Annotated in this window: 21 protein-coding genes; 15 read left to right on the top strand and 6 right to left on the bottom strand. The window is 37.5% G+C overall.

The window, feature by feature from the left end; all coding sequences use genetic code 11:
- Positions 1–309: 309 nt before the first annotated feature.
- Complete coding sequence (locus tag AC5KOD_RS01385; RefSeq protein ID WP_496912759.1) at positions 310–882, bottom strand: transposase; 573 nt, start codon at positions 880–882, stop codon at positions 310–312.
- Positions 864–1361, bottom strand: coding sequence for a transposase (locus tag AC5KOD_RS01390; protein WP_496912760.1), 498 nt, complete (start codon positions 1359–1361; stop codon positions 864–866). The genes AC5KOD_RS01385 and AC5KOD_RS01390 overlap by 19 nt, the downstream gene beginning before the upstream one ends.
- Positions 1362–1615: 254 nt before the next feature.
- Here AC5KOD_RS01390 and AC5KOD_RS01395 point away from each other — a divergent pair, with 254 nt between their 5' ends.
- The 3 genes from AC5KOD_RS01395 to AC5KOD_RS01405 are packed head-to-tail and all read left to right on the top strand — an operon-like array spanning position 1616 to position 4601.
- Complete coding sequence (locus AC5KOD_RS01395; RefSeq protein WP_496912761.1) at positions 1616–2020, top strand: DUF2177 family protein; 405 nt, start codon at positions 1616–1618, stop codon at positions 2018–2020.
- Positions 2021–2025: 5 nt separating this feature from the next.
- The gene (locus AC5KOD_RS01400) at positions 2026–3831 is read left to right on the top strand and encodes a DegV family protein (RefSeq protein ID WP_496912762.1); all 1806 of its coding nucleotides are present in this window, start codon (positions 2026–2028) and stop codon (positions 3829–3831) included.
- A complete protein-coding gene (locus AC5KOD_RS01405; RefSeq protein WP_496912763.1) occupies positions 3828–4601 on the top strand; it encodes a DUF1295 domain-containing protein in 774 nt (257 codons plus the stop codon). The genes AC5KOD_RS01400 and AC5KOD_RS01405 overlap by 4 nt, the downstream gene beginning before the upstream one ends.
- 59 nt (positions 4602–4660) lie before the next feature.
- On the opposite strand, the gene AC5KOD_RS01410 is transcribed toward AC5KOD_RS01405, so the two are convergent.
- Together AC5KOD_RS01410 and AC5KOD_RS01415 are read right to left on the bottom strand one after the other, a co-directional pair.
- On the bottom strand, positions 4661–5242 hold the full coding sequence (locus AC5KOD_RS01410; RefSeq protein ID WP_496912764.1) for a class I SAM-dependent methyltransferase: 582 nt from the start codon (positions 5240–5242) through the stop codon (positions 4661–4663).
- A gap of 19 nt (positions 5243–5261) precedes the next feature.
- Positions 5262–5690, bottom strand: coding sequence for an RrF2 family transcriptional regulator (locus tag AC5KOD_RS01415; RefSeq protein ID WP_496912765.1), 429 nt, complete (start codon positions 5688–5690; stop codon positions 5262–5264).
- Positions 5691–5883: 193 nt separating this feature from the next.
- Between AC5KOD_RS01415 and AC5KOD_RS01420 the strand changes: the two genes are divergently transcribed.
- The 10 genes from AC5KOD_RS01420 to AC5KOD_RS01465 all read left to right on the top strand — a co-directional run bounded on the left by AC5KOD_RS01420 (position 5884) and on the right by AC5KOD_RS01465 (position 14035).
- Positions 5884–6624 carry a LytR/AlgR family response regulator transcription factor gene (locus AC5KOD_RS01420; RefSeq protein WP_496912766.1) on the top strand — a complete coding sequence of 247 codons (741 nt, stop codon included), beginning with the start codon at positions 5884–5886 and terminating at the stop codon, positions 6622–6624.
- Between the two features lie 25 nt (positions 6625–6649).
- Entirely contained in the window at positions 6650–8032 is a 1383-nt protein-coding gene (locus AC5KOD_RS01425; RefSeq protein ID WP_496912767.1) for a sensor histidine kinase, read from the top strand.
- A gap of 80 nt (positions 8033–8112) precedes the next feature.
- Positions 8113–8415 carry a hypothetical protein gene (locus AC5KOD_RS01430; protein ID WP_496912768.1) on the top strand — a complete coding sequence of 101 codons (303 nt, stop codon included), beginning with the start codon at positions 8113–8115 and terminating at the stop codon, positions 8413–8415.
- Positions 8416–8546: 131 nt separating this feature from the next.
- Entirely contained in the window at positions 8547–8999 is a 453-nt protein-coding gene (locus tag AC5KOD_RS01435) for an AraC family transcriptional regulator (RefSeq protein ID WP_496912769.1), read from the top strand.
- 80 nt (positions 9000–9079) lie between these two features.
- A complete protein-coding gene (locus AC5KOD_RS01440) occupies positions 9080–9472 on the top strand; it encodes a DUF4809 family protein (RefSeq protein WP_496912770.1) in 393 nt (130 codons plus the stop codon).
- A 384-nt stretch (positions 9473–9856) separates the two neighbouring features.
- Positions 9857–10504: a FusB/FusC family EF-G-binding protein gene (locus AC5KOD_RS01445; protein ID WP_496912771.1), complete on the top strand. Its 648-nt coding sequence runs from the start codon at positions 9857–9859 to the stop codon at positions 10502–10504.
- Between the two features lie 171 nt (positions 10505–10675).
- Complete coding sequence (locus AC5KOD_RS01450; RefSeq protein WP_496912772.1) at positions 10676–11143, top strand: DUF2798 domain-containing protein; 468 nt, start codon at positions 10676–10678, stop codon at positions 11141–11143.
- Positions 11144–11260: 117 nt separating this feature from the next.
- Entirely contained in the window at positions 11261–12676 is a 1416-nt protein-coding gene (locus AC5KOD_RS01455; protein ID WP_496912779.1) for a cryptochrome/photolyase family protein, read from the top strand.
- Between the two features lie 104 nt (positions 12677–12780).
- Entirely contained in the window at positions 12781–13257 is a 477-nt protein-coding gene (locus AC5KOD_RS01460; RefSeq protein WP_496912773.1) for a tetratricopeptide repeat protein, read from the top strand.
- A gap of 4 nt (positions 13258–13261) precedes the next feature.
- Entirely contained in the window at positions 13262–14035 is a 774-nt protein-coding gene (locus AC5KOD_RS01465) for a nucleotidyltransferase domain-containing protein (RefSeq protein WP_496912774.1), read from the top strand.
- 192 nt (positions 14036–14227) lie between these two features.
- Here the strand turns inward: AC5KOD_RS01465 and AC5KOD_RS01470 are convergent, their stop codons facing one another.
- Together AC5KOD_RS01470 and AC5KOD_RS01475 are read right to left on the bottom strand one after the other, a co-directional pair.
- Positions 14228–15583: a Sapep family Mn(2+)-dependent dipeptidase gene (locus AC5KOD_RS01470; protein WP_496912775.1), complete on the bottom strand. Its 1356-nt coding sequence runs from the start codon at positions 15581–15583 to the stop codon at positions 14228–14230.
- Positions 15584–15587: 4 nt separating this feature from the next.
- Positions 15588–17225: a peptide ABC transporter substrate-binding protein gene (locus AC5KOD_RS01475; protein WP_496912776.1), complete on the bottom strand. Its 1638-nt coding sequence runs from the start codon at positions 17223–17225 to the stop codon at positions 15588–15590.
- Positions 17226–17418: 193 nt separating this feature from the next.
- Here AC5KOD_RS01475 and AC5KOD_RS01480 point away from each other — a divergent pair, with 193 nt between their 5' ends.
- Together AC5KOD_RS01480 and AC5KOD_RS01485 are read left to right on the top strand one after the other, a co-directional pair.
- Positions 17419–17589, top strand: a complete 171-nt coding sequence (locus AC5KOD_RS01480) for a hypothetical protein (protein ID WP_496912777.1) — start codon at positions 17419–17421, stop codon at positions 17587–17589.
- Positions 17590–17840: 251 nt separating this feature from the next.
- Positions 17841–18392: an ornithine cyclodeaminase family protein gene (locus tag AC5KOD_RS01485; RefSeq protein WP_496912778.1), complete on the top strand. Its 552-nt coding sequence runs from the start codon at positions 17841–17843 to the stop codon at positions 18390–18392.
- The last annotated feature ends 874 nt before the right edge of the window (positions 18393–19266 follow it).

Below are 19266 nucleotides of genomic sequence, written 5' to 3' on the forward strand. Positions count from 1 at the left end.
AACACCAACATTCTTGATTCGCTCAGTTTTTGGATCATTTCAACATGAATTTAGAAATAGCTAAGCACAATACCTGACTCTCTCGATTTAAGTTGTCCTTTATCTTGACATAGTACCAGTGTGAGAGGGGGGCGAACAAATGCGTTCGGACCTCTACTCGATTTAGTCAACTTACTGTGTTATCTCAAATTGATAAGTGAATAAGCACATGATGCGTTAAAAAGTAGAAATGTTAAATATATGAATCAATTTCATAATCAATATTTTATTTGAGAATAAACTTTCCCGATTTTAGTTATGTGATTTTTTTTAAGCGACTAATTTCAGTTTGAGAGATAATCTTTCTACCGCAAATCTGACAGAATTATAAGCTAACTGGATAATACTCAAGTGGGTTTTTGCTGCTTTGCCGCCGTTATACCTGACAGACATTAATTGATAATATAATTTTAAATACCCATTTACTCGTTCAACCGAGCTTCTCAGTTTGTAAAGGTTTTTCCATTTGTTACTACCACGAGCTGGAATTGAGTATTTTCTGATATCTGTTTTTTGTTTAATTTTTATTACTTTCTGGCACATCCCTTCATTTTTTAACGGACATTGCTTACATTTGTCCTTTGGACAAGTGAATTTAAGGGCATTATAACGGGTGTCCTCACTATCATAAGTATAAGGATGTTCTAAGAGACAAGTCGGATGAAAATACTTATCCATTTCTCCACTTAATGTTTCACGACGTCGATTGTAATCAATAATTGGTTCGATTGATAATCGATGGCATTCTTTATAAATACCTGTGACATCATAGCCTTTATCCATCATAATAAAATTAGGTCGACTACCTATTTTAGTAAGTTTTCTTAGTAATGGAACAGCCACAGATAAATCAGACNAGCTAGATGGGCTTTGTCATGAGCCATAACGTGAGTTGCATCTAGTGCTATCTGCTCAGAAAATAACCCATTAACCTCATCAATTTGTGTAAGTAATAGGTGATTCAAATTATCCATTATATGTAGATGTGTCGTGAGTTTATGTGCAAAGCGTGAGAAGGTCGCTTCCGAAGGAATACGCTCTGAATAGAGAAATCCTAAACTCAGTTTAAAGACTAAATCTTCTTTTAATCGTTTAATCAACGCTTTAATTGTTGGAATCCCTTCAATATAACGAACGACAAATGCTTTAAACGTCGCTTCATAGTTAACTGTCACAGGTCTTCCAACACGATGGTCTTTATCAAACAACGCTACTACTTTTTCAATCGGTAATGGAGAGAATAGTTCACCATATCGTTGAATCGGTTCTAATTCTAATAAAATTTCAATGTCTAAAAACGTCGGTTGGTGTATAATAGTCATAGAGGAACACTCCTTTTTGATTATGTTTGCTTACACTTACATTATATCAAAAATGGGGAGGTTCCTTTTTTTGTTTAATTCAACCTCTTATGCCGCAAGGCATTGAAATTATGAAATTGATTCATATGTATAAGATTATGAATGTTTTGGCAGGGAATGGGTCTTATTCTCTGAGCATAATAATATTTTCTGTACATAATTTATGATAAAATTCATTTATCAACTGATAAGTAATTTGTTAGGAGGAATCATTAATGAGTCAGTTTATTAAATTATTTTTAACTGCAGCAGGTTATTTTTTAATACTGGATATGTTGTGGTTACTGGTTATTTCAAAAAAATTATATCAAACGCATTTAGGAGACGTAATGGGGCAAGTCCGATTAGCTCCAGCTGTTATTTTTTATGTTCTTTACGTGTTTGGAATGCTCTTTTTTGTCATTAACCCAGCTTTGATTAAAGAAAGTGTGGCTTATGCTTGCTTAGCTGGAGGATTTTTAGGCTTATTATGCTATGCAACCTATGATTTAACTAATCTAGCTACTTTGAAGAATTGGCCTGTAATCATCACTGTGATTGATTTAGTTTGGGGAACTGCAGTGACGGCAACAGTATCAAGCTTAACGGTGCTAACAGCAAATTACTTTAATTGGAGGTAAGACAGATGCAAGAGATAGGTATCGAGCAAGAGCATCAACGCTTTAAATTTGCTGTTCAGTCGGGGGCACGGCAAGTTATTGCTCATAAGAAAGAATTGAATTCAATTAATGTTTTTCCAGTGTCAGACGGAGATACGGGAAGTAATTTGGCTACACTGATGCAAACTATCCTAGAAGAGACTGGGGAGCAGCTTTCCTCAACAATGGCTGTTTTTGAGAGACTAGCTGATGCTTCTTTGGTTGGCGCTCGTGGTAATTCAGGGATTATTATGGCTCAGTATTTCAATGGATTATATGCTAATTTAGCAGCAGCTAGTGATAGTAATTTTGTAACTAATTTTGTGAAAAGTGCCCAATTAGCAATTACGGATGCCTATCAAGCGATTGAGACGCCTGTGGAGGGAACCATGATTACTGTGATTCGCTCCTGGGGAGAATCATTACACAGTCAAAATCATGATGAGACGCTAGAGTCGCGGCTGACTCAGGCACTATCAGTGGCTAAAATGACTCTTGAAAGAACAACGGAGCAATTAAAGATTCTTCAAAAAAATCAAGTGGTTGACTCAGGTGCTAAGGGTTTTTACTTGTTTATTGAAGGGTTTACCCAAGCTTTTAACAATCAGCATAGTCAATTTAGTGTTTCAGAGGAAATAACTCAGATTAGACGGCATCATCATGGAGATGACGTCACGAATCAAAAACCTGCCAACCGCTATTGTACGGAAGTTTTATTAGAGACGGTGACGGCGTCAAAGGAAGCGATTATGGAAAGCTTAAAAGGGTTAGGTGATTCAACTGTTGTGGCGGTGAGTCGTAATAAGGCACGGATCCATATTCATTCTAATGAACCAACTAAAGTATTGGCAGCTTTACGAGAGTTTGGTAATCCCCTTCAGCAAAAGGCAGATGATATGCTATTACAATACAATATTAGCCAAGCTAAAAAAAATCGGATAGCATTGGTGACAGATTCGATTGCGGATTTACCTGCTGACTATTTATTGGCACAACAAATTCATGTGCTACCAATGACGATATTGATGGGGGAATCTAGTTATTTGGATCGGTTAACTATTCAAAATAGTGACTTCTTTTCACTTCAGAAAGAGCGGAGTGAGCGTGGTTCTTCTTCACAGCCTAGTCTGAGCCAGATTGACAATTTATTTGCTTACTTAGAGACTCATTATGATGATATTATTGTTGTTACAGTTTCAGAAAAGCTAAGTGGAACGTATCAAAGTGTGAAGCGGCTGGCTGATAAACGATTGTTGGCTCGTGTTGAAGTGATTGATTCTCAGCTAAATTCTGCTGCTCAAGGCTTATTGGTTATGCGTATCAATCAGTGGATTAAAGAGGGGCAACAAGTTTCTACTATTATAAAAAAAGCTCAGAAGTGGCGCAAAAAAATTGAGATATTAGTTAGTGTGAATGATCTTGAGCCGATGATTCAGTCTGGTCGGGTACCTCAAACAATTGGACGCATCGCCCAAAAGATTAAGTTAAAACCATTAGTTAGTCTGGTAGAAGGAGAAGGCAAGCTAAGTAATTTTTCTCTAAATTTAGATGGTAATGAATCAAAAATGATGAAAAAGATTATGTCCTATCATAAAAAAAATCAACTACTACGTTATGGGATTGTTTATGCTGGTGATGCTACTAGAGCAAAAAAATGGCAGACTGAACTGACAGGCAAGATGGGATTAGAGCCAGCATTTGTCATGCCGATTTCGACAGCAGTTGCTTTAAGCACTGGTGATGGTTCAGTCGCAGTAGCGTATGAAATTACTGAGGAGGCGGGGAGAAAATGACAATAGCTGTAATTGCAGGTGTTTTGGCCATTTATTTTGTAGGGTTATTTTTCTGGGCGCAGAGCCTAAAAAATAATTCGATTGTGGATATTGCTTGGGGGGTTGGTTTTGTAATTGTCGCACTTACAGGTTATCTAGTGATGTCAGAGCATACAATAGCTAGCACAGTCACTTTGGTTTTGGTTAGTATTTGGGGACTTCGTCTAGCCGTTCATTTAGGCAAACGTAATATTGGCAAGGGCGAAGACTATCGTTATGTCAACATGCGCAAACGCTGGGGAATACATTATGCAAAGCTAAAAGCATTTTTAAACGTTTTTGTTTTACAAGGTGTTTTACTTATGATCGTGTCAATGCCAGTTCTTTTAGTAATGACAGGGACCTCTCATGCCTTTGGGTGGTGGAATATCTTAGGGATAGTGATCTGGGGGATTGGATTTGCTTATGAGGTGATAGGTGATTACCAGTTAACTCAATTTAAGAAACAAGCGAATAGCAAAGGCAAATTATTAACAACTGGGCTATGGGCAACGACTCGTCATCCCAATTATTTTGGTGAAGCTTGTTTGTGGTGGGGAATTTATCTTGTGACTTTAAATGAGGGACGCAATTTTTGGGGAATTATTGGTCCGCTTGTGATAACGCTCTTACTTTTATTTGTCTCAGGAGTTCCTTTGTTAGAAAAAAAGTACAAGGATCGCCAAGATTTTAAGGATTACGCCGACAAAACAGCAAAGTTCGTTCCCTTTATTGGTAAAAAAGGGGTGTAGAAATCAATATAGATCACAAGGAAATTAGAACGTGATGTTCTAACTTTCCTGTGGTCTTTTTATTTTTGCGCAATGATAACATACAATGAGTCAGTTGGTCGTTCTTTTTTTACAACAGTAAAGCCTACTTTTTGTAAAGCTATGGTTAATTCTTCTAGAGTTAGTCTAGGGTAATCTGTTTGATCAGCTGGATTTTTTTCTAATTCTAAGCACAAGAGATGGCCGCCTTCGATTATGACGTCATAGATGCTTTTAAGAGCATGTGTAAGATCCGTCAATTCATGTAGAACTAGTGAAGCAAGTACGTGGTCGACTGAATTAGTCTCTAAAGGAATGGATTCAATGCTCGAATTTAGTAGAGAAATTGTGGTTATACCTTCATCTTTTGCTCGCTCTGAGATGATTTCTAACATTTTAGGGCTCAAGTCTAAGGCATAAGTCGTCCCAACTTTTTTTGAGGCAGGTAATGTTAAAAATCCTGTACCGGCACCTAAATCAAGAAGGGTGTCTGTTTCTTTTAAAGGAAGCATTGCTAGTAGAGTTTCCGGTGGTAAAGCAATTTTTCGGTGATGATTGTCAAGATAAGCGATTTTGTGAGTAAGCTGTTGGTGATTATGGGTATCGTGGTGGCGATGAGTCATAAGTTCTCCTTTTGATGATTTATTTTTGGGGGGCGTGAGGCGGGTGGGGCATTTTTGATTCCATTTGCTTAGCGATATCAATTAAATAAGTTGTTGCCAGCTGGTTAGCCATTTGTTGTTCAGCATCTACCATAACTGCTTCGATCAAGCAATCCTCATCAGAATGTGAGGAACAGTAAAAAAGATTGGCTTGTCCTTCGATTAATTGAATCACATCTAAAAAAGAAATAGTTTCTGGCTTTTTTGCAATACTATATCCGCCACTAACGCCAGGGGATGAATTAATTAATCCGCCTTTTGAAAGCTTACCTAAGATTTTTGATAAGTAGGTTGGTGAAAGATGCTGAAGTTCCGCCAATTGATTGACACCAATGGTATCATTTTTAGGCATGAGTAATAAATAAACCATTGTATGAAGCGCGTAGCTAGTCGCTTTAGAGTATTTCATTCGATTCTCCTAATTTGAATAAAGTTATTAAAGAGTCTTTTTATCTTTAATTGAAATTTATTTTATCATTAGTTGAAATGAGAGTCAATGACTTGTTAGTGACGGAATGGTAATTAATAGAAAAAATCTTGTGAGCACTAACTGAACAGGGTATAATTAATTTCACTTAAGAAAATAAAGGAGCGGTTCATTTATGGTTCCAATTAAAATTTGCGAAGATAATTACTTTTATCAAAAATTGTTAAAAGTTGAACTAGAAAAATATATTATGATTTCGCAATATGATTTTGAAATCACTCTGGTAACAGGGAATCCTGAAGTGATGTTGGGAGATGTATTGAAAAATGATAGGCGAAGTATCTATTTTTTAGATGTCGATTTACAACATGAAGCTTATGATGGCTTTACGCTTGGAAAGGAGATTCGTAAGCAGGATCCAAGAGGATTCATTATTTATGTGACGACTCATGAAGAACTGGCCTTTGAAACGTTTCATTACCGAGTAGAAGCGATGGATTATATTGTTAAAGACGATGAAAAAACGTTTCTTTTACGTCTACATCGTTGTTTAGATAGTATTGTTGAAAGAATTGAAGCAGATAAAACGGATGATCGTCGTTATTATACGGTGAAAGTATTTGATGAGCTTCGTCATGTGCCAGTTGAAGAGATCATCATGGTTGAAACCTCTTCACAAAAGCATCGATTGATTATTCAAACTGCGACTCAATCTTTAGAGTTTTTTTCTAGTCTAGCAGAGGTTGAAAAGGAGTTAGGAGATCCTTTTGTTCGGGTTCATCGTTCATTTTTAGTCAATCGAAATCAGATTGATTCTTTTAACATAAAAGAGAATCTGTTACGTTTACAAGGGAATTTGACTTGCGAAGTAGCTCGTACAAAAAAGAAAGAGGTTCAATTGCTATTAAAAAGTTAGTAGTAAAGAGAGAAGGAGTTTTGTTATGATTGTTTTGTTAGTTTATTACGCAATAATTCTGATTGTTCCGATGGTTTCACAATATGTTTTGCTTGTGACAACTGAAAAATTGGTGAAGCGAAAACTTAGCCTAAGAAGAAAAATGGCAGGGACTGCCTTAATTAGCGCTGTATTTTATGTAAGTGTTTTTCTAATACCACAAGTCGGTATAGGTCTGACTGTTTTTTTGCTTAATTTGATAACAATTATGCTGATTATGGGAATCTTTAACTTTGGAAAAATCAATCGAGATGATCAGTTTATTTTGTTGATTAGCGGGAGCTTAGCAGTGGTATTGTATTATTTCAGTACTTATTTAGCCGATATTGCTTGTTATTATTTAAGTGTTGGTGAGGCAAGTAATATAATTTTTCTAAGTCTTTCACCAATTGCTACTTTATTAGTTCAGCTAGGAATTATTGGTGCTTTTAAGTATAAAAATCCGTCTGATTTTTTACAGCAGTTAGTTGCAAATCGAGTGGTTGAAGGTCTCTCTGTTATTGTGATTATCTTGAATTTGGCGACAATAGCTTATAGCCAGCTCTACATTAGTGAGTTCACTGATAGCTTGACAAGGCAACAAATATCATCAGAGTTTGGTCAATCTTTTTATTATCTGACATTGATTCTGTCAGTTGATTTAGTGGTTTCAACATTATTAATTGGTGTATCGAGTTATCTTTTGTTTCAAATAAGGCAACGTCAGCTTCAAGAAAGTATTGTTCTGCAACAAACTTATTATATTCAAAACTTAGAAAAGATGCAGCAAGATATGCGAGTAATGCGTCATGACTATAAGAATGTTTTTTCGGGGCTGGTTCTCCAGGTTCAATCAGGTGACATGGATGGGATCAAAGCTTTCCTTGAATCAACAGTGACTCAATTTGATGCTCAGATTGGAAAAACTATTCAACAGACGACTCATTTAAGCAAGGTTGAATTAATCGAACTTAAGGGGTTATTGCTGACAAAATTAGTTGAAATGGAAAGATTGAATATTAGTTGTTCTTTGGAGATTTTGAATCCAGTTAAGTCTATCAAGATGGAGATTAGTGACTTATTGAGATGTGTTGGGATTCTGCTTGATAATGCGACAGAGGAATTAACTAATTGTCTGTCAAAAGAGGTGAAGGTGGTTATTTCTCAGGAGGAACAAGATGTTTCTATTATAGTGAAAAATAATGTTAGACAGGTTCCTTTATTACGACAGATTTGGCAAGAGGGGTATTCAACAAAAGGAGAAAACAGAGGATTGGGACTGTTTAGTTATCAACGAATTGTGGATAAGTATCCCAATGTATTAAAGGAAACAAGATGCGAAAATCAACAGTTTATTCAAATTTTAAAAATTCGTAATGGCACCTCATAACCATTTAGGTGAGAAATTGAACTCTTTGGGAGAAACTATCTTCCAAAGGGTTCTTTTTTGTTACTCTATTCAAAAGGGAGGTGGCAATTATCAGTTGGTTAGTTGCTTTAATTGGAAGTGGTTCTATTCTATTAATGATTCGAAGTTTAAGCGGAAAGTTGACGATGTTTAAAAAAAAGTCAGCTTTATACAGCTTAGTAGCAATAGGTGGAGGTGGCCTCATAAGAGAATGGGTAAGTGAGTTTACACATGCTTCTTTATCATCTTTGGAAGGGGGGCAACTTATTGAGTGGTTATTTTGGCTATCTTGGATCTATCATTTTTTCTTAGTCGTACTGATAACAAAACAGTATTGTATCCAACAACGTGACAGACGGTTATAGTATTTTTTTGAGAAAATTAAAAGAGGTCTTGCAAAATCATTTTTAATCGTGCTAATCTAGTGACAGCTAGCAGATACAATCAAGTTGTCGGCCGACACTTAATCTAAACAAAAGAGAGAGATGGTATACAGATGGAGTTTACAGTTGAATCTATGCCAGCATATCGACTGGCGTATAAACGAGTTGTCGGGCCATATGGAGTTGAAAATGGTCATGTGATGGCAGAACTGAAGGGATGGGCGAAACGACGAGGGTTACTTGAGACAGGAACTATTTTGGGGATTCCACAAGATAATCCTCAGCAAACATCATCAGAATTATGCCGATACGATGTTGCATTGATTATTGAAGAAAATAGGGTACTGGATGAATCTGTTAAAGAAGGGCGTTTTTTGGAAGGGAACTATGGGGTTTTTAGACTCCCTCATACTGCTGAAGCGATTACGGAAGCTTGGCAGGTTATTTTTCCATTTTTAACAAAAAAAGGCTATCAACTTCGCGAAGCACCAGTTGTCGAGCGTTATAGTAGCCATCTTATTGCAGAACATCTATGTGAAATCTGTGTTCCCATAGTGGCACCTTAAGCTTTGACTTGCTATCTTAGCGTAATAGATTTACACTATTAAGTGAGGATTAGGATAAAAGGAAGCTGAGAGGTGATATGATGAAAACAGCAACACTAACAAGTACGATGGATTTAACACACGGCGGCTGTAATTCCTGTGGGCCGGTGGAGAGTTTACTTTATTCGATGGAAATGGACCAACAGACTTTAGCAGTTGAGGAGTTGCGGGTTTCCTCTTTAGTTATGGCGATTGTTCTTCACGAAGGTTGGAGCCAAGAGTTCAAAGTGGAGATGATTGATGAGTATATGCTGTACCAAAAAGCGGGTAAGGAAGTAAAATTGATCGAAGACTATAACCATTTAACTTATTCTAGTGCAACAGATACGCTGTCTTTGGCAGATAATTATGCGGATAAAGTGGAGTTATTCAAGCAAGTAAATCGTGTCTTAACAACTATTTTTGATAGTGAGCCTGTTGAATTCCATTACTAAGTAAGAGCAAAAGATCACTCTGGCTAGAGCATAGCCGAGTGGTCTTTTTTATTATGATTACTTTCTTATTGACTTGGAGTGAACGTCAAGTGTTAATCTAAGATAGGTAGGAAAATCGAAATAGGGACTAAAAAGAGGGAAGAAGGTAAGAGTACTAAAACTATTTTAGAATGAACAAAAGATAGTGCTTAAAAGAGTTCGATTCATCTTTTTTATCAGAAAATTGACCTGAAAAGATGTGAGTCGTATAATGTGTGTAAGGTGGTGATCATCGCAATGCACATTAATAAAATGCATGGCTCTGTACACTCTCACACGTGTCAGTAGTGAGAATAACATTCCTGACATCAGTTTAGCAGCTTTAAACTAGAGGAGGAAACAGTCATGAACGAATTTATTCAACCCTTTCAATACAATTTTTTAGAGAGCCAAGCAATGGTTTTATTACAAACGAATCAACAAGTCAATGACTCTGCGACTATCGCAACAATGAGAGGCCTAGTCATTGAAAAAATAGAGAATGTCTTTTTTGAGTGTCAACCAGAAGAGAAAGCTATCATAATGACTATTACAGCTATTCAGAAATCAAAAAAAGAAGTTGATACCTATTTAACTGGAATTAAGAACTATGTAATCCCTTTTGAAGCACCGACAGATCCACGATTGAAGAAGACGTTTGCTAAAACGAAGAAACTTCAATACCCTAAGTGGGAAGAACTAGATTTGCGAAACTACACCTTTTATGGGTGGAATAATGTTGGTCAACAACGCAAGTATGTGATTCTATATGCAGATAATCAGCTTGTAGGTGTTGAGGGGGTTATTTCTGCCACTGTTAAAAAAGGAATCTGTGCGATTTGTCATAAAAGCTCAGATGTGACCTTGTTTATGTCAAAGGTCAAAAGTGGTGGCGATGGAACCTACTTAAATCATGGGAATTATATTTGTTATGATAGTGAAAAGTGTAATCATCAGATTGAGCAAGTAGATGAATTATATCGCTTTATTGAGCATGTTAGACTTAAAAAGTAAGGGATAATCAATGAATGAAGAGGCTGAGGCAAACGGATTTTTACGTTTGCCTCACTTTTTTTTTATTTGGAAAAATAATAGGATAATTTCTGAAAAAAACACTTACGAAGATTTTTTTTTTATGCTACGATAATCATTGTGTCAATAAAAGAGTGGAATGGAGTGGATGTAATGCCGACAAATAAAAAAGAAGGTATTTTCTTTACGGTTGTGATGTGTAGTATGATGGTGCTAGGAATGACGATTTACAATATAGCATTAGTAGAAGGATTTAGTTTAGGGTTAGTGAAATCTGTCGCTTTAGGATTTTTCCCAGGATTTATTGTTGCGCTGTTATTAGATGTGATTGTGGTGGCACCTGTAGCAAAAAAAGTGGCCTTTAAATTGCCAATCAATAAAGAGAGTAGATTGCAAGTTATTTTGGCGATATCAGGCTGTATGGTAGGTGGTATGGTTTTATTTATGTCAGTATTTGGCTTAGTAACAGAAGGAAATTTTTCAGGTAATATCTTGATGAATTATCTGATTGTTGTTCGCAATAACGTTATTATGGCACTGCCGTTACAATGGTTAGTCGTTGGACCATTAGCGAGAAAATGTCTTAGTATCTATCAAAAAAGTCAATTAAAAGTAGCATAAAAGGAACTCTAAATTCGCAAGAAGCGTGTTTAGAGTTCTTTTTTACAATCAGTTCATTATAGGAATAGGCGATAGTTTGGTAAAATAGTGATAACAATTCTGCGAGGAGTGGCGACTATTAAAACGGTGATAATGTGGTTTCGCAAAGATTTACGCTTAGAAGATAATACTGCGCTAATTAGAGCTATATCGGAGTTGAAAGCAGACGAGCAATTATTTTGTTTATTTCAACTTAATCCAGAGCAATTTAAAAGAGGGACTAAAAATCACGAGTATTTTTTTACTGCTTTAGCCCATTTCACTCAATCCGCGCAAAAACAGGGACTTCCACTTCATTTTGTGTATGGTGCTCCTGTAGATTCCTTTCATGAGTTAAAGAAGCGTTATCCTGATTGGGTTAGAATCTATTTTAACGAAGATCAACGTGGGTTTGGAGCTGATCGTGATCGTGAGCTGATAAGCTACTTTGATTCTATGGGGATTGAGACAATCAATTCAGAGGACAGTCATTTACATGGGGCCAATACAATAAAAAAAAACGACGGCTCGTATTACAAAGTTTTTACTCCCTATTACCGAAAGTGGCGTCAACTGCCAAAAGCTTCCTTCAAAGACTTTAAAGGCGTCAATGGTCGTGTTGTCGATGAGAGAGGTACCTTTAAGGAAGGAAATCAGCAGATGGTTCATTTGATTAATGAGTTGAAAACGGATTTTAGTGAGAGCGTTGGTGAAAAGGAAGCGGAAAAACGATTGAATGATTTTGTCCTTAATCGGTTAATAGATTATGAGCGATTGCGTGATGTACCTGCTGTCAATGGAACAAGTGGACTATCCTCTTATCTGCGGACTGGGGAGCTATCTATTCGTAAAGTCTGGCAAGCAGTTACTAGTAGTGAAGAGAGCGATGGCCAACAAACGTTTATGAAAGAACTAGCTTGGCGAGATTTTTATCACATGATATATGCTTACAATCCGCAGCAGAGTACCTGTGAACTACAGGAAAAATACCGACAGCTTTCTTGGCGCCAAGATCCTGAGTTGGTTGAATTGTGGGCTCAAGGTCGTACTGGTTACCCGATTATTGACGCTGCTATGAAGCAATTGAATCAAACTGGCTGGATGCACAATCGTTTACGCATGCTAACGGCCTCCTTTTTAACAAAAGATTTATTAGTCGATTGGCGTCTAGGAGAAGCTTACTTTGCTAAGCAATTAATTGATTACGATCCAGCTAGCAATATTGGTGGTTGGCAGTGGGCCGCTTCAACTGGAACGGATGCGGCTCCTTATTTTAGAGTGTTTAATCCAACTTCTCAAAGTCAGAAATTTGATCCAGAAGGACTATTTATTCGTACTTATTTACCGAGTTTGGCGAGTGTTCCTAATGAGTGGATTCATGCACCCCATTTGATGCCGTTAGAACTACAATTAGAGCTAGGAGTGAGAATAGGTGAAGACTATCCCGCACCAATTGTCGATCATCAAGAGGCAAGGAAATTAGTTCTGGCCTTTTTTAAAGATATACCTTCTTAAAACGTGTATTGATGAAGTGACATTGTGAACCGAAATTAATGTGCATCATTAAAGTCTTAGGGAAAAAAGTTTTTTAAACGTGTTTAAAAAAGGAGTGAAACGAGATGAGGTTAGAAGAGGCCATTAGGCTAAGAGAGGCCGGTGACGCTTTGAGTTCTTCTAGGGAGTTGCTGAAGTTAGTTGTTAAGGAACCGAAGTCAGCGGAACTTAATTATCAATGTGCTTGGAGTCATGATGTGGCAGGCCTTGAACAAGAGGCAGTCCCTTTTTATGAAAAAGCCATTGCTTTAGGGACGTTACCTGAAGTAGAATTGAAGGAAGCGTATTTGGGGCTAGGTAGTACGTATCGCACAATTGGTGCGTATGAACAATCAAAGGCGTTATTTTTAAAGGCAAAGCAATTATTTCCAGATATGGTTGTTTATGATGTTTTTTTGGGAATGACCCTTTACAACTTGGCAGATTACCAAGCAGCGACTAGTCTTTTACTAAACGTGATTAGTAAAAGCGATATAGAATCAATTTCCATGTATCAGCGGGCAATTAGCTATTATGCTGAGCATTTGGATGAAAGGTGGTAAGCGGATGACAATGAATGAAAAAATAGTAGCTGAAATAAAACGAATAGAAGTCGAAGAAGAGGTGAAAATTTGGTATGCTGTTGAGTCAGGTAGCCGTGCATGGGGGTTTCCCTCAAAAGATAGTGACTACGATGTACGTTTCATCTATACGCGAAAACCAGAGTGGTATTTATCCATAGAAGACCGACGAGATGTAATTGAGTATCCTATTAGCGAGCTACTAGACGTGAGTGGCTGGGATTTGAATAAGACGTTACTGTTACTGAGAAAGAGTAATCCGAGTCTGATTGAATGGCTTGTTTCTCCAATCGTTTATCAAAAAGAAGGAGAATTGGCAGATGACTTATTGCAGCTAGTCAGGAGTCATATTTCTTTGAGAGGACTCATTTATCATTATTTACACATGGCTAGTGGAAACTATCGCGATTATCTTAAACAAGAACGAGTTAAAATTAAGAAGTATTTCTACGTGCTACGGCCCATTTTTGCGTGCATGTTTATTGAAACTTATGGCACGGAGCCACCTATTCTATTTTCAGAGCTATTGAAACAATCGACTATTCCAGAAGAAGTTGTCAGTGAAGTTAATTCATTGTTAGAACGAAAATTAGCAGGAGATGAGCTAGATTGGGAGCCACGTTCGGATATTTTAAACACGTTTATCACAACGAAAATAAACTATTTTGAGGAAGTAGTTGAAACGATTGATTCTGGGAATAAATTAAGTTATGCTGAGTTGAATGAGCTGTTTCGACACTATGTGATGGCCCCTAAATGAGTTTAAACGTGTTTGAAAAAAGGAAGAAGCATAATAGCTAAATCCATGGTTACAGTAGAAGTATACCAAAGTATAAAAATTACCCGCTACCTTTTGAAGGTGGTGGGTAGTTTTTATTGTATTTAGGTGAGACTAGTACGAAGGTTACATGGCGCTCGAAGTCAACCGATTTGATGTTTCATTTTTTACTTGTTAGCTTAAGAGTGAGGTTGTACTTGTTACTAATTTTTCTAGAACGGCCGCATAAATTGCCATGCCATTGTAAAGGTCATCAATTTCGACATATTCATTTGCTTGATGGGCGGTGCTATTCGTACTTTGAGAATTTTTTGTACCAAAGGCAATTGCGTTCGGTAGAGTACGAGCCAAGGTAGCGCCTGTCGTGATTCCTGGCGGTGTTAGGTCTTTGGTCAGTTCTTGGTAAGTTGCTAAGACGGTTTGCAGAAAAGGGGTCTCTAATGGGACTAATGCACCATCCCATTGGTCATACTCCTCAAAGCTTAAACCGTATTGAGCACTAACCGTTTCGATTTTTTGTCGAATGTCAGCATAGTCTGCTACTAACGGGTAACGAATATCCAGCCAAAGCTGACTATCAGAGGCATCTATTTCCAACTTTCCTAGATTGAAGGCAACTTTTCCAGAGAGGTCATCTTCTATTTCACCAAGGAGAGCGGTGGCGTGTGGATCTAGTCCAACTTCATTTACGATAAAGTGGATTAATGGATGATCACAAAAATGATCAAGGGCAACGGCTAATTGGCTGATTGCATTATTGCCTAAGTGATTCACACTGGCGTGAACGGCTTGACCTGTGACTGTCAAACTATTGTCGGCCGTCAGCTCGACCTCTTGCTGATTGCTCATTAATTGTGCCAATAATTCAGTCGCAGCTGAGCCTTGGTAGTGTGCTTTACTGGGCACTACATTAAAGGCGTCGCCACCTGTCATTTGAAAATCAGCACTTCCGGGGCCATGAAGTTTGATATTAACTAAGCCCTTTTCCCCGTAAGTAAAGGGGAAACGACCATCAGGGACGAGCGTTGCAGTCGGGATTTCTTCCTGTTTACGGTAGGCCTTTAAACAACGGAACATACTTTCTTCATCTGTACTAAAGATGTAACGAACGCGTTTATTAAAGGGAATACCAGAATCTATGACTGCTTTTAAGCCATGAAGTGAAGCGGCGGTTGGCCCCTTATCGTCACCTGAGCCACGACCATAGAGCTTGTCTGCTTTTACAACACCTATAAAAGGGTCTGTGAGCCATAAACTACGATCGCCTTCCGGCACAACATCTAAGTGACCGATAATACCGATTAACTCTTCTCCTTCTCCGTAATCAGCGTAACCATAATAGCCAGCAGGATCTAAGTAAGTGGTAAGGCCTAATGACTCGCAATAGTTAAGGGCAAATGTTAAGCAGTCATGAATAGTTTGACCGAAAGGCATCTGTGGTTTTGCTACATCACAGACCGATGGGAAGGCGATTAGCGCTTTAGCGGTATCGAGACAGTCCGCTTTTTGTTTATCAGTTAAGTGAATCATGTGATTACTCCTTTTCAATAGTGACATATTTGTAATTGACTGAGCCGACAGGATAAGTAACTAGACCTTTGACTTTTGGGTTAATTAATGAGGCATTTGATTTTTGATACAATGGAATAATACCAACATCTTCAAGAAGAATTTTCTCAGCAGCAATCATACCTTCGTAACGTTTTTGGGGCTCATTATTCCATTCCTTATGAACTTGATTCATCAGTTTATCGTAGTCTGGATTGCTATAACTGCCGCTATTAAAGCTTGAGTCAGTTGTGAATAAATCTAGAAAAGCGGTGGCGTCTAATTTATCTGCTCCCCAGCCAGACAGAAGTAAATCGAATTTGCCAGCGTCTCCCAGCTCAACTCTCATTTTTTTAGGAACTCTCTTTAAAGAAAGTTTGATACCGTCTAAGTTTTCCTCAATTTCGGCCTGTAGTGCCTCAGCAACCTTTTTTGTTGTATCGTCATCATCCATGACTAATTCTAGTGACAATGTGTCAATATTAAGCTCTTTTTTAGCTGTTTGCCAGAGCTCACTGGCTTTTTTTGTATCGTAAGTTAAATACTCACCTGCCTCTTTACGGAAGTCTGTCCCAGTTTTAGGATTGTCCATTAAATTAGTGGTAACGAGACCGTGAATGGCTTTGGAGCTATCTTGAATAATATTATCAGCGACTTGATCGCTATTAATGACTAAGGCTAAAGCTTCTCTAACTTGTTGATTTTTTAAGGCCGGGTTATTGGCGTGATCAATTTCAAGATAAGTTGAACGAGCAGCTAAGGTAGAAACGAATTCAGGGCTATCTGCATTTTGCTTAGCAAATTCTCCTGTTAGATTGATTTTATCTAGTTCTTGATTTTGATATAAGTTAAAGCCTGTATGAATTTCTTTGATCACTTGATTGTTTATAATATCTAAGTTTACCTGTTCTGCATCCCAATAGTCTTTATTTTTTTGATAGGTCCATTGAGAACTTGTGCCATCCCAGTCACTTAGGGTGAAAGGTCCGTTATAGAGCATAGTTTCACTGTTAGTAGCAAAATTATCTCCCTGTTCTTTGACGAATTCTTCCTTGACAGGGAAGAACGTAGTGCCAGTTAGTAAAGAAATGAAGTATGGCATAGGTGTTTCTAAGGTAACTTCTAGGGTCGTGTCATTTAGGGCTTTTGCCCCAAGTGTCTTGATATCAGCTCCATTTAAATTAATGCTTTCGCCATTTTTCAAGGCATACATTAGGTTGGCATAGTTAGCGCCAGTTGCGGGATCGGCTACCCGTTGCCAAGCGTAGACAAAGTCATTCGCAGTCACTGGGCTTCCGTCGGACCAAGTCGCATCATCTTTTAGATTAAAGGTATAGACTAACCCGTCATCACTAATTGTGGCTTCTTCTTTTGCGATAGCAGGGATTGGTTTGCCAGTAGGATCTAAACGATAAAGCCCCTCCATCACTTGATTAATGACTTCGTTACTAACAGTATCTTGAGAAAGAGCTGGATCGACAGTTGAGATATCTGCATCTAAACTAACGCCAAACTCGCGGACTGTGGCGACCTCTTGTTTCATTTCGGTTTGATTTGTTTTGCCACAAGCACTTAAAATCAATGTAGCGGTTAGGGCGAAAGTTAGTAGACTTGTTTTTTTCATGTCGGTGAGCTCCTTTGCTTTTTATGATAATTAATACTATACATCCATTTGAATAAAAATGCAATATATATTTATAAAATGAATAAAAATATGTTTTATGCACTTTCTATTGAATAAAAAAGACTGTCTTTTTTTAGTAGTTATATGGTGAAATCAGAGAAATAGATCATAATTTATAGTTGGAGAACTAGCCATGTTATTATTATCCCGTAAGGATACAAAAGCCATTTTTACGATGCAAGAGGTTATTAAGGCGGTTAAGGTAGCATTTGAATTACAGGTGGAAGGAAAGAGTGAAGTTCCTTTACGACCTCAAATGAGCGAGGAACGTTTCTTTTTATGCCAGTTTATTCTTCGGAATTAGCAGTGGCATCCTTAAAGGTCATCAATATTTTTTCCTGAAAACCACTGAAAGAACTTGCTGACGGCTCCTGCTCAAGTGATGCTGATAAATGGTGAAACTAGTTTAATGGAATTGCTACTAGACGGTACATATGTCACTCAGCTTCGAACAGGGCTGCGTCTGGTGCGGCATTTGATGTTTTAGGTAGGAAGACAGCTGAGATAGGAGCGTTGATCGGGACTGGCAGTTAAGCCGCGTGTCAACTAGAGGCGATGATCTGTGATAGAAGGCTGAAAGAGGTTCGTATTTATGGTCAAGATAGTCAAAAAACAAAGGAATTTGTGGCTGAGATGACACAAGAGCTATCAAAATATCAGACGTCACTGATTGCGGTTGCTAGTTCAGCCGAGGCTATTATTGATGCAGATCTTATTATTACTGTGACCTCGTCTACGACACCTGTTTTTGATGGAAGTCTTGTAAAGGATGGGGCAACAATTAGCTGTGTAGGCTCTTATCAACCTCATATGCAAGAATTAGATCCGGTTGCCTTGACTCGTGCAAGCAAGATTTATTTTGATTCTGAAGTGGCAGTCTTATCAGAGGCGGGGGATATTTTAATTCCCTTAAAGGATGGGCTCATTACTGAAGCTGATTTTACAGGTGATTTAGGTGAGGTATTATTAGGGCAGTGTCAAGGACGAGAAAATGAAAAAGAAATTATTATCTTTAAAACAGTCGGGATTGGAACACAGGATTTGGTCACGGCAAAGGCCATTTACGATAAGGCACAGGTTGAAAAAGTGGGTACAGAGTGGGAATAAGTGATAAAAGTAGAGTGGAGACGTTATCGTAGCCACTTTTTTTTGATAGCCTGTTTATTGATTTTGCACACTTTTTAAGTGGTGTTTATCATAAATGCTGTTATAACAGCATTTCTAAGATTAGAAGAAGGCGAATAGACTTGATTTGTGTAGTTTTTTAAAGGGCAGTAAAAAACCTCGAAAGCAAGTGAATAAGTGATATAATTAAGAGAGTAGGCTCAAATATGGGTCATGTAGAATAGTCGCAATAGGGATTTAGTTTGTGAAAAAACGATGATGCATGATGATTTCACGCATGACACAGATTGTTGTTTTATAACGTGGTGGAAGAGGCATTAAAGTGTTATAAAATGCGTGATACTATCACGCACAATTTTGGGTTTCTACTTTTCAAAGATTTTTCGAAAGTTAACGTGTCTATAGGGTATTCTACATATAAGAGGCTCACTTACCTTTACTAATTTTCAAATTATCGGTGAATCGAGTCATTTATATTTTTATAGAAATGTTGATAAATATGAGCGTGATATATATTCGATTTCAGAATTAGCTAAAACTAATTAAGCTGTAAGTTTTCATTGAAGGGAAAGCTATCTTGAATTAAACAAATAAAGAAAAGTGAGAAGCAGCTAGTCTTTTTGAGATCAGATAAGAGTCGCTCAAATAATTCGGTAGATACAGTCTAAAGGTATCGATCAACTTTTGATTTTAGTGCTAGTTGCTTTGTTTAGTATAACTAAAAATTGTAATAGTTTAAAAAGAGGTTGGGACATAAGTAGATAATTAATCTGCTTTTATCCCCCCTTTTTTGCGTTTTAGGGTACACAAAAATAGCGTTCCTTGATATGATTAAAGTGACAAAACCCAATCAGAG

This window comes from Vagococcus sp. WN80Y, from assembly GCF_059621045.1.

What these genes read in the sequence shown, in the direction of transcription:
- AC5KOD_RS01450 (WP_496912772.1), top strand. Translation starts at nt 10,676, where the DNA reads ATGCCGACAAATAAAAAAGAAGGTATTTTCTTTACGGTTGTGATGTGT.
- AC5KOD_RS01470 (WP_496912775.1), bottom strand. Translation starts at nt 15,583, where the DNA reads ATGATTCACTTAACTGATAAACAAAAAGCGGACTGTCTCGATACCGCT.
- AC5KOD_RS01440 (WP_496912770.1), top strand. Translation starts at nt 9,080, where the DNA reads ATGAAAACAGCAACACTAACAAGTACGATGGATTTAACACACGGCGGC.
- AC5KOD_RS01465 (WP_496912774.1), top strand. Translation starts at nt 13,262, where the DNA reads ATGACAATGAATGAAAAAATAGTAGCTGAAATAAAACGAATAGAAGTC.
- AC5KOD_RS01415 (WP_496912765.1), bottom strand. Translation starts at nt 5,690, where the DNA reads ATGAAATACTCTAAAGCGACTAGCTACGCGCTTCATACAATGGTTTAT.
- AC5KOD_RS01425 (WP_496912767.1), top strand. Translation starts at nt 6,650, where the DNA reads ATGATTGTTTTGTTAGTTTATTACGCAATAATTCTGATTGTTCCGATG.
- AC5KOD_RS01400 (WP_496912762.1), top strand. Translation starts at nt 2,026, where the DNA reads ATGCAAGAGATAGGTATCGAGCAAGAGCATCAACGCTTTAAATTTGCT.
- AC5KOD_RS01395 (WP_496912761.1), top strand. Translation starts at nt 1,616, where the DNA reads ATGAGTCAGTTTATTAAATTATTTTTAACTGCAGCAGGTTATTTTTTA.
- AC5KOD_RS01485 (WP_496912778.1), top strand. Translation starts at nt 17,841, where the DNA reads ATGATCTGTGATAGAAGGCTGAAAGAGGTTCGTATTTATGGTCAAGAT.
- AC5KOD_RS01410 (WP_496912764.1), bottom strand. Translation starts at nt 5,242, where the DNA reads ATGACTCATCGCCACCACGATACCCATAATCACCAACAGCTTACTCAC.
- AC5KOD_RS01405 (WP_496912763.1), top strand. Translation starts at nt 3,828, where the DNA reads ATGACAATAGCTGTAATTGCAGGTGTTTTGGCCATTTATTTTGTAGGG.
- AC5KOD_RS01480 (WP_496912777.1), top strand. Translation starts at nt 17,419, where the DNA reads ATGTTATTATTATCCCGTAAGGATACAAAAGCCATTTTTACGATGCAA.
- AC5KOD_RS01475 (WP_496912776.1), bottom strand. Translation starts at nt 17,225, where the DNA reads ATGAAAAAAACAAGTCTACTAACTTTCGCCCTAACCGCTACATTGATT.
- AC5KOD_RS01420 (WP_496912766.1), top strand. Translation starts at nt 5,884, where the DNA reads ATGGTTCCAATTAAAATTTGCGAAGATAATTACTTTTATCAAAAATTG.
- AC5KOD_RS01435 (WP_496912769.1), top strand. Translation starts at nt 8,547, where the DNA reads ATGGAGTTTACAGTTGAATCTATGCCAGCATATCGACTGGCGTATAAA.
- AC5KOD_RS01460 (WP_496912773.1), top strand. Translation starts at nt 12,781, where the DNA reads ATGAGGTTAGAAGAGGCCATTAGGCTAAGAGAGGCCGGTGACGCTTTG.
- AC5KOD_RS01445 (WP_496912771.1), top strand. Translation starts at nt 9,857, where the DNA reads ATGAACGAATTTATTCAACCCTTTCAATACAATTTTTTAGAGAGCCAA.